The organism is Thiocapsa sp. (assembly GCF_035467215.1).
Lineage (GTDB): Bacteria > Pseudomonadota > Gammaproteobacteria > Chromatiales > Chromatiaceae > Thiocapsa.
This window is the reverse complement of record NZ_DATITZ010000222.1, coordinates 1-11,933: the sequence shown is the minus strand read 5'-3', so window position 1 is coordinate 11,933 and position 11,933 is coordinate 1. Positions and strand designations below refer to the sequence as shown.

At 65.5% G+C, this 11,933-nt stretch carries 13 protein-coding genes; 4 read left to right on the top strand and 9 right to left on the bottom strand.

Going from position 1 to position 11,933, the window contains the following annotated elements:
* Positions 1–260: HAD-IA family hydrolase (locus VLR48_RS12580; RefSeq protein WP_325292120.1), on the top strand; the 260-nt coding region annotated here is incomplete at its 5' end.
* 176 nt (positions 261–436) lie between these two features.
* On the opposite strand, the gene VLR48_RS12575 is transcribed toward VLR48_RS12580, so the two are convergent.
* Positions 437–1,405 carry an MBL fold metallo-hydrolase gene (locus VLR48_RS12575; protein ID WP_325292119.1) on the bottom strand — a complete coding sequence of 323 codons (969 nt, stop codon included), beginning with the start codon at positions 1,403–1,405 and terminating at the stop codon, positions 437–439.
* Positions 1,406–1,905: 500 nt separating this feature from the next.
* Here VLR48_RS12575 and VLR48_RS12570 point away from each other — a divergent pair, with 500 nt between their 5' ends.
* A complete protein-coding gene (locus VLR48_RS12570; protein WP_325292118.1) occupies positions 1,906–2,691 on the top strand; it encodes a DUF2189 domain-containing protein in 786 nt (261 codons plus the stop codon).
* A gap of 299 nt (positions 2,692–2,990) precedes the next feature.
* Here VLR48_RS12570 and VLR48_RS12565 read toward each other — a convergent pair whose 3' ends face one another.
* The 8 genes from VLR48_RS12565 to VLR48_RS12530 form a co-directional block, all read right to left on the bottom strand.
* Positions 2,991–3,653, bottom strand: a complete 663-nt coding sequence (locus tag VLR48_RS12565; protein ID WP_325292117.1) for a sulfotransferase family 2 domain-containing protein — start codon at positions 3,651–3,653, stop codon at positions 2,991–2,993.
* Between the two features lie 108 nt (positions 3,654–3,761).
* The gene (gene xerC / locus VLR48_RS12560) at positions 3,762–4,676 is read right to left on the bottom strand and encodes a tyrosine recombinase XerC (protein ID WP_325292116.1); all 915 of its coding nucleotides are present in this window, start codon (positions 4,674–4,676) and stop codon (positions 3,762–3,764) included.
* Between the two features lie 173 nt (positions 4,677–4,849).
* Positions 4,850–5,551: a DUF484 family protein gene (locus tag VLR48_RS12555; RefSeq protein WP_325292115.1), complete on the bottom strand. Its 702-nt coding sequence runs from the start codon at positions 5,549–5,551 to the stop codon at positions 4,850–4,852.
* 64 nt (positions 5,552–5,615) lie between these two features.
* Positions 5,616–6,446, bottom strand: a complete 831-nt coding sequence (gene dapF / locus VLR48_RS12550; protein ID WP_325292121.1) for a diaminopimelate epimerase — start codon at positions 6,444–6,446, stop codon at positions 5,616–5,618.
* A gap of 8 nt (positions 6,447–6,454) precedes the next feature.
* The gene (locus VLR48_RS12545; protein ID WP_325292114.1) at positions 6,455–7,126 is read right to left on the bottom strand and encodes a class I SAM-dependent methyltransferase; all 672 of its coding nucleotides are present in this window, start codon (positions 7,124–7,126) and stop codon (positions 6,455–6,457) included.
* Entirely contained in the window at positions 7,123–8,373 is a 1,251-nt protein-coding gene (gene lysA / locus VLR48_RS12540; protein ID WP_325292113.1) for a diaminopimelate decarboxylase, read from the bottom strand. The genes VLR48_RS12545 and lysA overlap by 4 nt, the downstream gene beginning before the upstream one ends.
* A gap of 46 nt (positions 8,374–8,419) precedes the next feature.
* Positions 8,420–8,629, bottom strand: a complete 210-nt coding sequence (gene lptM, locus VLR48_RS12535; RefSeq protein ID WP_325292112.1) for an LPS translocon maturation chaperone LptM — start codon at positions 8,627–8,629, stop codon at positions 8,420–8,422.
* A 273-nt stretch (positions 8,630–8,902) separates the two neighbouring features.
* Positions 8,903–9,745 (bottom strand): META domain-containing protein, encoded by an 843-nt coding sequence (locus tag VLR48_RS12530; RefSeq protein WP_325292111.1) that lies wholly within the window; start codon positions 9,743–9,745, stop codon positions 8,903–8,905.
* 297 nt (positions 9,746–10,042) lie between these two features.
* Here VLR48_RS12530 and VLR48_RS12525 point away from each other — a divergent pair, with 297 nt between their 5' ends.
* Both VLR48_RS12525 and VLR48_RS12520 read left to right on the top strand, forming a co-directional pair.
* Positions 10,043–11,101, top strand: a complete 1,059-nt coding sequence (locus VLR48_RS12525) for a TolC family protein (RefSeq protein ID WP_325292110.1) — start codon at positions 10,043–10,045, stop codon at positions 11,099–11,101.
* The gene (locus tag VLR48_RS12520; RefSeq protein ID WP_325292109.1) at positions 11,098–11,871 is read left to right on the top strand and encodes an efflux RND transporter periplasmic adaptor subunit; all 774 of its coding nucleotides are present in this window, start codon (positions 11,098–11,100) and stop codon (positions 11,869–11,871) included. Before VLR48_RS12525 ends, VLR48_RS12520 begins: the two co-directional genes overlap by 4 nt.
* The last annotated feature ends 62 nt before the right edge of the window (positions 11,872–11,933 follow it).

Here is an 11,933-nt window from a genome sequence, read left to right as displayed (position 1 = left end):
TGGTGGTCAGCGGTGATACCCTCCCGAAAAAGAAGCCGGACCCCATGCCATTGCTGCATGCGGCGCAACACTTCGGTGTCGAGCCCGCCGATGCGCTCATGATCGGGGACTCGGTGAGCGATGTGAAGGCCGCGCGTGCCGCGGGCTTCGGGATCATCTGCATGAGTTACGGATACAACCACCGCCAGGACATCCGCGAGGCCAAGCCCGACGCAGTGATCGACTCCATGGTGGAGCTGAAGGGTTTGTTGGCCGCGTAATCCGTTGGTCTCGTCGAGACTGTTTGTTTTCGTTGTCGTCATCGACCATCGATACGACAACGACAACGACAACGACAACGACAACGAACGGTCCAGACACATCTGCCGTGCTGCACGAGGCGCTCAAACGGTCTCGGGATTTCTACAGCGGACCACTAGCCTGGTGTGGATCACATCTACCGAACGTTCGCCCGCCGCTTCAACCAGACCTCCAGCCCCTGCGCATTGAGCTCGGTATCCAGGCTGAGAAGCTCGGCGATGGCGTCGTCCGAGAGCGCGACACCGTGGGCGCGGGCGCCTGCCACCAGATAGGCCAGAACAGCGCTCTTGATGCGGGACTCGCGGTCCGGACCAGTGTTGTCCTCCTCGGCGAGCGCGATGTCGGCGAGGGCGCGGATGCTGGCGCGTAGGTCGTCGACCAGATCGGCGGGGTGTTGGACTCGGCCATAGTGGGTGAGATACATGGCCTGTGGCGCGTAGGCCATGAGCTTCTCGAGGCTGGCGAGCCAGGCGTCCGGATCGAAGGCGACCGGGGTGGTCGGGGCGAACAGCCAGGGGCCGGCGGCGGTGTCGAATTCGCGGTAGGAGATGCCGAAGGTGTCGCCGGTGAAGAAGCCGCGGCTGGTCTCGTCGTAGATGCAGCCGTGGTGATTGGCGTGTCCGGGGGTGTCGATGAAGGTCAGCGTGCGGCCGGCGAGGTCGACGGTGTCGCCGTCGTTCGCGATGGTGATCCGCTCCTCGGGCACGGGCGTGAGCGCGCCGAAGTCGCGCGCGAAGGCGTCCTCGCCGTAGACCGCCGTGGAACCGGCAGTGAGGCGGCTCGGGTCGATCATGTGGGTCGCGCCCTTGGGATGGATCACCATGCGGGCGTTGGGGCACGCCGCTATCAAGGTGCCGGCACCGCCGCCGTGGTCGAGGTGGACGTGGGTCGGAATCACGTAGTCCACATGCTCCGGGGTCAGGCCCAGGTCGGCGATCACGCCGAGCAAACCCGGAACCGAGTTGGCGGCGCCCGTGTCGATGAAGGCGAGCCGATCCGCGGAGCGCACCAGATAGCAGGCGGCGAGGCCGTGCCGGTAGAGACCGGTCTCGAGGCAATAGATACCGGCGTCGATGTGTTGGTAGGGGGCGGGTGCGGTGGACATGCGCGTGCGTGCTCCGATTCGAATCGCGTGTTTGGGATGGGGGCCGAGTCTAAACCAAGCGCCGTCTTGATGCAGCGCAGCACCCATCGGGCCCCAGCGGCTTTATCGGGTAACGCTCTATATCCCATCGATTTTTTCCGCTTAAATTACTCGCTGGATGACGTAAGCTTTCCACCCGCGTGCTCGGGGTCTCGTCAACGCTTCGTGCGAGGTGCAAATGGGTCGGAAAGCGCATCGATGGTCCGCCTCGGACCGGATCGGATTCGAGGCTATCGCGATGCGCCCGAGGCGGTTCCGAGGGAGCGTCGGCCTTCGCACCCGAGCTGGACTCAACCGGCTTGCCTTTTTCGGCAACCTTGTAGAATCTTAGCGCCTCACTCGGCTTTCGCTCAGGATCGTGTTGCTCGGGACCTGAAGGATCGCCGACCTGCGGGGCGGCCGATACGGTAGATCCAGACAGCCCCCTCGCCGATTTCCACAGCAATATCGGAGGAATAAGGATGGACAACACCGCCGTCGCGGACGAGCCGCGCCACGTCGACCCTCGCGTCAACAAGATTACCCTGGATCACCCCTGGCAATGGCTCGCCAAGGGCTGGCGGGACATCAAAACGGCACCTGTCTACAGCCTGAGATACGGCGCCATGATCGTGCTGCTCAGCGGCCTGATCGTCTGGCTGACGGTCGTTGGGCATTTGACCTTCTTGATCCCCTTCCTGACAGCGGGCTTCTTCCTACTGGCCCCGTTCTTGGCGATCGGGCTTTATCAGATGAGCGCGCACCTGGAGCGCGGGGAGCCGGTGGATCACTGTCAGGCACTGGAGGCATTCAAGCGCAATCAGGGTCAGCTGGGGATCGCGATGGGGTTCCTCCTGATGACGATGCAGCTCTGGATCCTGGCATCCGTGTTTCTCTTCATCATGATGTTCAATGACCCCTTTCCGCCGTTCTCACGCTTTATTCCCGTCGTCGTCCTTTCGGGCGAGCACATGGGGCTGATACTCGCGGTGATTCTGGTCGGCGCCTTCTTCGCCATCTGCGCCTTCTGTATCAGCGCCATCTCGGTGCCGATGCTCATCGACCGCCCGATCGACGGCTTCACCGCGATGCGCACCAGCGTCCGCGCGGTGGCACTCAATTGGCTGCCCATGCTGCTTTGGGCTGCGCTGCTGGTCGGGATCGTAGGAATCGGACTTCTGACCTTCTATGTCGGGCTCTTTATCGCCGTTCCCTTGGTGGGCCATGCGACCTGGTATGCCTATCGGGATTTGGTGCCCAGAGACTGAGCGACTCCGGACATAGTGTCATCTGGCGCAGAGCGCCAAGAAGGGACATGCGTGACACCGCGGAACGGTGTCACGAGTTCCTGAGCGTTTCGGTGGCCGGTCTAATGAGCCAGCGCCCGCATCACAGGTAGCCGTTGGGCACGCTGCGCTTTGGCCAACCTACGGCGGATGACGTTCACGCATCTTCAGAGTTGTTTTTGAATCGTCTCTTATCGTCCTAGACCGCGTCGGCGAGGATCTCGTTCATTTCTCCGAGGCGGATCCAACCCCGAGGCCGCGCATAAGCCCCCGGACGCGGTCTAGTCCCGCTCGAATCGATAGCCGAGCAGCTCGACATCCGCAGCGAAATGTCTCGCGACCAGCTCGGCTGTGGCATCCGTGTAATACTCCCGATAGTCCTTGCTCCGATCGGTCGCCTTGCGCGCGTGCGGCAGTGCCGGCGCGGGGATCCCGATCCGCTCGCACGCGATCGCGAAGTCCTCGTGAAGACGCTCGTAGCGACCGATGAAGTCGACGATCACGGCGCCGTGTAGGTCGATCAGATAGTCGCTCTGCAGCTCGATCGAGGTATCGACGTGATACTGGTAGGGCCGCTCGGGGTCGAGCTTCCAGCGCAGGAAGGGCTCGAACTCGGTGTGGCCGCCGAGGTACTGGGGTCGCTCGCGCCGGATGTGGTGGAAGGAGCTGACCTGAAGGTCCCAGGGGTTGCGCACGAAAGCGAACTTGAACAGCCCGTCGAAGATCTCCTTGGGCAGCATCTCCTTCGCGGCGATCGCCTTGGCGTGGCGCGGCAGCTTGGTGGCGATGCGGTGCCCGCTGAGATGGCTCAATCGGCTGCACAGAAACATGGACCAGTACCAGGGATCGCGCCAGCGCAGCCCTTCCAAGGCGGCGCGCACGCTGGTCCCGCCGGTTTTGGCGATGTGGACGAAGAGAAAGCGGTATTTGGGGGAGAGCAGCATGGTGTGGGTCAGCGCGGTCGATAAGCCTGAAGGCGGTCGTTGATCACGCCTGGCGTGAGATCCGGCGTGAGATCGGCCCTCCCCGGTCTGAAGCCGGAGGAGGCGGTGTTACTCCGACCGGGGTGTCTTCTTCCTCGCGCGCGGGTGGGCCTGGTCGTAGACCTGCGCGAGATGCTGGAAGTCGAGATGGGTGTAGATCTGCGTCGTGCCGATATCGGAGTGGCCGAGCAGCTCCTGTACCGCGCGCAGATCGCCCGATGACTCCAGCAAATGGGTCGCGAAGCTGTGACGCAGCAGATGTGGATGCAGGTCGCGCGTCGCGCCTTGCAAACGGGCCCATCGGGCGATCCGCACCTCGACCGTGCGCGGGTTGATCCGCGTCCCGCGGCTGCTGACGAAGAGCGCGGGCTCCCCGGCCGAGGCCAGATTGGCGCGTACCAGCATCCAGCGTTGGACGGCTTCACGGGCCCTGATGCCGACCGGCACGCGCCGGGTCTTGGATCCCTTGCCCAGCACGCCGAGCTCGCCTTCGGCCATGTCGATATCGCCGACATTGACCGAGACCAGCTCGGCGAGCCGCAGGCCCGACGAGTAGAACAGCTCGATCATGGCCTGATCGCGGATCGTGAGTAGATCATCGTCGGCCGGATGGTCCAGCAGGCTGCACAGCTGATCGGCGTCGAGTGTCGCCGGCAAACGGCGCGGACTCTTCGGTGCCCTCACCCCGACCGCCGGATTGGATCCGGCGAGCCCCTCGCGCAGCAGCCAGCGATAGAGACTACGCAGGCTGGAGAGCTCGCGCTGCAGCGTCTTTCCGGAGGCCCCGCGACGGTGCCGCCAAGCGAGATACTGGCGCACGGCCTGCTCGTCGAGCTTCTCGATGGCGATCGAGCCGGCCTCACTCAGCCAGGCGTTCAGCCGCTCGAGATCGCGGCTGTAGGCGATCAGGGTCTGCTCGGACAGCCGCCGCTCATGGGCGAGATGGCCGAGGAAGGATTCGATCAGATCGGCCGATGTACTCATGTCGTAGGAGTGAGGAGTGAGGAGTGAGGAGTGAGTGCAGACCCGAGCTTCGGCGGGCGCTCCGTTAAAAATTCCGATGATTTCACTATCCTAAATCGCGTCAGCGCCGACGCTCAAGGATCCAGCCGAGGCAGGTCCAATCCAACAAGGATGCATATCGCTCCGGACGCGATTTAGTTCGTCTCGTCGCAATGCCCCAACGGCACGACGCGCAGCTTCTGTCCGAGGATCTCGCCGAGTCGGTCGAGCAGCTCGGTGCCCATGTCCGGGCGAAAGCGCTCGCCGTCGTGGCTGCCGATCGCCAGCACGCCGGCATGGCCGTCGGCACGGACCGGCACCAGAGCCGCCGATCGGATCTCGGCGCCCGTCGAGCCGAAGAGGACCTGCGCCTTCTCGGTGTTGAGCGGACCGCACAAGGCATGGTGGCGATCGACGAAGTCGCGAAATGCCAGCGTCAGCGGATCCGCTCGGGCGCCGCTTTCCTCGTCGGTCTGGAAGAGCTTGAGCGTCATCGCCTCGGCCGAGAATTCGGTCAGGAGTGCATCCTTGAGCAGGGCACAGATCTGCTGCGAATCCTGCGCGGCGATGAGCTTCAGGACCAGATGGTGGAGCCGACCGGAGAGCGCCTCGTACTCGCGGGCACGCGAGATGAGGTGCGTGAGGCGGTGGCGCTCGGCCTCCAGCTGCTTGCGTAAGAGGCGGACCTGTTGCTCGATCAGAGAGACCGCGGCCCCCGAGTCGTGCGGGACCTCGAGTGCCGCCAAGACCTTCGGGTTACGGACGAAGAAGGTCGGATCGCTGAGGAGATAGTCGATGACCCTGGATTCGAGATCCGGGTCTTCGGTCACGACGGGCGCGGGTTCGATGGGAGTCATGCGCGATACCTCCCTGCAGTGGTCTGCTGGATTTCGTGGATGCGGCCGGACCCGCCGAGGCTTCTCATAGCGCGATCTCGCCTTCAAAGACCTGCACCGCCGGTCCGGTCATCCAGACGGACTCGCCGGGTGCGCTCCACGCGATCAGAAGATCGCCGCCGGGTAGGCTGACCCGGACCCGCGAGTCCACCAGATCGCGCTGTCTGGCGTGCACCATGGCCGCGCAGGCACCGGTGCCGCAGGCCAAGGTCTCGCCGGCGCCGCGCTCGTAGACCCGCAGGCGCAGATGGTCGCGGGCGAGGATCTGCATGAAGCCGACATTGACCCGTTGCGGGAAGCGCGGATGCGACTCCACCAAGGGGCCGAGGCGCGCGACCGGCGCGGTGTCCAGGTCCTCGACCAGGATGACGGCGTGCGGGTTGCCCATCGAGACCGCGCCGATGACCAGCGACTCGCCCGCGACATCCAGCTCATAGGCGAGCGCTTGCCGATCCGCCAGAAAGGGGATCCGCTCGGGCAGGAATTCCGGCGCGCCCATGTCGACCCGGACTTGACCTGCGTCCTCCAGATAGAGGCGGATGGGGCCGGCGGCGGTTCCGACCGGGATCTCGTCATGTGCGGTGAGGCCACGGTCGCGCACGAAGCGGGCGAAACAGCGCGCGCCGTTCCCGCACTGCTCCACCTCGGAGCCGTCGGCGTTGAAGATGCGGTAGTGAAACTCGGTGCCGGGCAGGCGCGGTGGCTCCACGAGCAGGATCTGATCGCAGCCGATCCCGAAGCGCCGGTCGGCAAGCCGGCGCGCGAGTGCGGGGTCGATCGCGATGGGGTGCTCGGTGGCATCCAGGACGACGAAGTCGTTGCCCAGGCCCTGCATCTTGCTGAAGGCGAGTCGCATCCCTTCACTCATCCCGGCAGCCGCCCGGAGACGGCCAGATGGCGGTCGCTGACGACACCGACCTCGAGCCCGTCGAGCCCCGCGACGGCCAGTTGCTCGGCGACCTCCGCGGGCTCGAAGGCCGCGAAGAGCGAGTTGCGGAAGTCGTCGCGCAAGACCTTCGGCTCGCCGTCGGCATAGGTCGACACCAATGCCTCGACCCAACCGGCCGAGGCCGGGCGCATCAGGTCCATGATCAGCACCGGTGCGCCGGGCTTGCCGGTCTCGATCAGGGTCTGCCACAAGACCTGCGGGTCGTGCAGATGGTGCAGGAGGCTGTTGGAGATGATCAGGTCGTAGCCACCCCGATCCAGGGCCGCGGAGGGGATTTGATCGCGGATCAGGCGACACCGCTTGGCCACGCCGGGCAGCGCATCGAGCGCGGTTTGGGCGAGATCCAGCATGGGTTGCGAGCCGTCGAGCGCATCGCAGGTCGCCCGGGGCCAGGCGCGCAGGAAGCGGATGCTGATGTCCGCCGGCCCGCAACCCAGATCCAGTGCGCGCGCGCCGTCGAGTGCACCCGGATCGAGCCGGCGCAGCAGCTCGATGAAGAGTGTGTTGGATTCGTTGAAATCCGCTTGGGCATAGGCGAGCGCTTGCTCGTCGCTGTCCATCAACTCGGGCTCGGGACGGCGCTTCATGACGGCAGGACGGACTCTCCGGCGAAGAGGCTCGCGACGGTCTCGCGCTCGCGCACCAGATGCACTTGATCGCCGTCGACCATGACCTCGGGCACGCGCGGGCGACTGTTGTAGTTGGAGCTCATGGTGAAGCCGTAGGCGCCCGAGCTGCGCACGGCGAGCAGGTCGCCCTCGCGCAAGGCGAGCTGGCGTCCCTTGCCGAGGAAGTCGCCGGTCTCGCAGACCGGTCCGACCAGGTCGTAGCGGGCGGGCTCGGCGTCCGTGTCGTTCAACACCGGCACGATATCCTGAACGGCCTGATAGAGCGCCGGGCGCACCAAGTCGTTCATCGCCGCGTCCAGGATCGCGAAGTGGCGCTTGCCGTTCTCCTTGAGATATTCCACTCGGGTCAGCAGCACGCCGGCATTGCCGGCGATGGCCCGGCCCGGTTCCAGGATGATCTCGTAGGGGCGATCGCCGAGCTGGTAGCTCATGGCCGCGGCATAGGCGGCGGGCTCCGGGGGATGCTCCTCGGTGTAGCGGATACCGAGTCCGCCGCCGATGTCGAGATGCGCGATCGGGATGCCGATCTCGCCGAGCCGCTCGGCCAGGGTCAGGACGCGCGCGATTGCGTCGATGAAGGGGGCCAGATCCGTGAGCTGGGAGCCGATATGACAGTCGATGCCGGTCACCCGCAGGTTCGGCAGGGCCGCGGCCCGGACGTAAACCTCCTCGGCCGCGTGGATGTCGATCCCGAACTTGTTCTCCTTCAGGCCCGTGGCGATGTAGGGATGCGTTTGGGCATCGACGTCCGGATTCACGCGCAGCGATACGGGCGCGATCACACCCATCTCGCCGGCGATCCGATCGAGCCGGACCAACTCGGACTCGGACTCGACGTTGAAGCAGCGAATCCCGACCTCAAGTGCAAAGCGGATCTCGTCCTTGCGCTTGCCGACCCCGGAGAAGATCACTTTGGCCGGGTCGCCCCCGGCGGCGAGCACGCGCTCGAGCTCGCCGAGCGAAACGATATCGAATCCCGACCCCATGCGCGCCAGCACATTGAGCACCGCCAGGTTGGAGTTGGCCTTGACGGCGAAGCAGACCAGATGCGGATGGTCGCGGAAGGCGCGGTCGAAGGCGCGCCAATGGCGTTCCAGCGTCGCACGGGAATAGACATAACAGGGCGTACCGAAACGCGAGGCGATGTCGGCGAGCGGGACATCCTCGGCGTAGAGGACGTCGTCGCGATAATTGAAGTGATCCATGCGATCTCGGGAGGCTCTCGGCGTGAAGTGGTTGGGGTCGATTCGACTAGGGCGTGTCGGGAGGTGAGGTCGATTCCGGAGGCGGAACGATGGCGCTCGGGACATCAGAGCCGATCTCGGCTGCGGGCGCCGGAACCTCGACGACCGGCGGCTCGGGCAGATAGAGCGGGCCTTTCTGACCGCAGGCCCCGATCATACTCGCGATGCCGAGCACGGTGACGAGGATGTAGAAGGCTGTTCTGGCCCAGCAGTGCATGCGTGTCTCGTTCGGGTCGGTGCCGTGACGAGCGGGAGTATAACCGGACTTGATCTTGGTCGGGCTGCTCCCGCGGGAGCCGCCCGACCAAGATCAAGGTGGTTTTTGGGAGAGGGGCGCTCTCCGCCGACGGTTTGTGCCTCGCGCGGCTCGGCACAACCTACGGAGCGGCCCGTAGGTTGTGCTGACGTCAGGAAGCACAACGCCCGCCGACGGTTGGTTGTGCCTCGTGCCGCTCGGCACAGCCTACGACGCCTGATGTTTTGATATGCCTTAACGCCCCTCGGTCGCCTTCGCCGGCTCGGTGACGACGCGGAAATGCGCCGCGGTCGCGCCGTCCTCGGTCGTCAGCCAGAGCTGCTCGCCCTCGATGCGATAGCCTCGCACGAGCCCGAGCGCCGCGGTATAGGCCGCCGCCTGCTCTGCAACCGATTCAGGACCACGGCAGGCCATGCGGGTGGTGGCGATGGGTCCGATCATGAGTCGGCCCTCGTCGAGCGTGTAGCCGCTCATGTAGCGGTTGCAGCCGTCGGAGCCGGAGAGGGTGCCTTCCGCGGTCAAGGCCAGGGTGATCTCGGTGCCCTTGACCGTCGAGACCAGCGCCTGCTTGCCGTTGTTGTAGGTGTCCAGTCGCCACGTGACGCCGGCCAAGGGGGTCTCGGCCAGCGCTTCGAGCAGGATCAGGACAACGCCATCGGCGTCGAGCAGCTTCAAACTCTGGCCGGCTTGGCGATAGCCGGCCACGGCGGCAAGATGCGCCGTGATCGCCTGCTCCACGGCCATCAAGGATTCCTCGCAGGCCATCATGGTGATGGCCATGCGCGGGTCGATCGTCAGACGATCGCCTTCGAGGGTGTAACCGCCCGAGAAGCTGTTGCAGCCCACGTTGCCTGAAACGCGATCATCGGCGAAGGCGAGTCGCGGCGGCACTTCGCGGGGCTCGATGGAGACGAGATCGGCCTCGGCGTCGGACCGATAGGCGAGGATCCGCCACGGCGTCGCGTCGATCGCGGGCACGGCAGTCTCGGCGCCGTCCGCGGGCGGCTCGTCGGTCGCAAAGGACGTAACGGCCATGCCGATCAGGCCGAGAAGTACCAGTGTTCGAAGGGCTGACATGCGCAAGATCCTCTTGATTCCGTTGGGTTGGGTCAGGGTTCGGCGATCGATACAGTGAGCGCGGAGCGCCGTGCTCCGGGGGGTGGAGTATGCCCCGTTGATCGGTTGAGTGCAGCGTTGCCCGGCAGTGTAACCCTGCTCGGAACACCTGCCGAGTCGTTGCGGGAAACCGTTGCGGGATACCCGAGCGAATCGCTTGAGCCGCGACCCGTAATCGGCTTAATCTCCGGGTTCGCGGGATCTGGCCCACGGATCCCGGCTCACGAACCCGCCCTACGAGGGCAAGCCGGCAACACGATGCGCGAGGTGGATCCGATCCATGACAGGGCCAATGTCCGAGACGCCGATACGCTGGGATCCACACCCATGAGGAGCTTGGCGCGCCGGTGTGCGCTCGGATGCCGAATCCTCGTCCTGCTCGCCGGAGCCGTCTTCACCGTCACGGCGGCGGCGATCTCCGACCCGCTCGGTTTGGATGAAGCTCTGGAGACCGCGTCCGGCCACCCGCGGGTCGCGGCCTCCCCGGAGATCGCCGATCTCCTGCCCCGTCGCCAATCGCTCTACCTGGACTGTCAGCGGCTGGCCTTTCGCAGCTCGAGCGTCGCCGACCCGGAGCGGAACCGCCCGCTCGAACCCCTGATCAGCGCTCTGGACGCGCATCGCCTGGAGATCATGGAGCGCTTCTTCGACGTGCTCCTCGCCGATCTGAGCTTCTCCACCGAGAGCGAGGCCATGGCGGTCGCCTACATCCAGTTCGACCGCGCATCCGTGCGCAACGAGCTCGGCCAGATCTCGCCGCTGCGTGTCCTGGAGCTGGAGTCGGTCTATCAGGAGATCCTGCACCGTCGGGCCGCAAGCGAGATCAGCCAGCAGTTGACGCGCGCACTGCTCGCTCAAGCGCTCGGCAATCCGGCCGATCTGCCGCGTAACCTGCTGCAGCCCACACTCACGATGCCGCCGGAGACCCCGCCGACGCTGGACGCCATCCTCGCACAGGCGGTCCAGACCCCGATCGTGCGCGACTTGATGGAGGGCCGCTCGCAGGCCGAGCGGGATCTCATTGCGCTCGAGGTCCGCCAGCAGGCGCTGGAGCTGCTGCTGCGTCTACGCGCACTGAACGCGGCCGAGCGCAACCTTCAGACCGAGCTGGCCTGGCGCGATCTGAAGCTCGATGAAAGTCGCACACTCTACGAGCAGGAGGTGACCGCCGACCTCGGTTACTCCATGAGTCAACAGACCCAGACCCGGCAGCAGAGCCAACGGGTGAGCTTCTGCCGCGCACTGGTGTGGGCGGAGCTCGAGGCCCTTGCCGGACAGCCCCTCGCCGAAGCGGCAGACGGAGAAGAGAATCAATGACGAAACAGGCGTGGATCATCGCCCTCGGCGCGCTCATGCTCGCCACGCAAACCTTCGCCGCCGCGGAGCTCAAAGGCTGGCTCGAATGGGTGCACGAGGTCGAAATGCGCGTACTCGAAAACGGCGTGGTTGACGAGGTCCTCGTCAGCGCCGGTCAGCATGTCGCGAAAGGCGAGCTCCTCTTGAGGATGGATCAGCGCGAGGCCCAAGCCAGGCTCTTGGAGGCCAAGGCGCGCGTCGCCCGGGCGCGTGTCGAGGTGGAAAAGGCCGGGCGGGATCTTACCCGCAGCCAAGAGCTGTTCGATCGCGGCTTGATCGCCATCGAAGAGCTCAAGGACGCCGAGCTAGAGCAGCTCGCCGCCACGGCGGAGGAGGAAGCCGCGAAGGCGGCCGAGGCTACGGCCCTGGTCGCACTCGAGCACACCGAGCTGCGCGCACCCTTCGACGGGATCGTGGTCTCGCGCAAGGTCTGGAACGGTGCGGTGATCTACAAGACCATCCAGCAGGAGCCTCTGATCATAATCGCGCCGGACGATCAGATGCTCGCCCGGGCCTTGGTGACCGCCGGCACGTTGCGACGCTTCAAGCCGGGCCAGCCGGCCCGCATCAAGATCGACGGCGCCGTGCGCGACGGGCGCGTCTACAGCCTCGGTGTCCAGGCCGTGCGCGTGGAGCTCGAGGGCGCCGTCTATTATCTCGACATCATCTTCGACCGCCGCCCCAACGAGCTGCTGCGCCCCTCCGAGACCGTGCAGATCGTTTTGCCCTGATCACGAAACACGATGCGCGGCAAAGTGGTTGAGGCCCGATGCGGCCGAGGTCGCTCTGCACC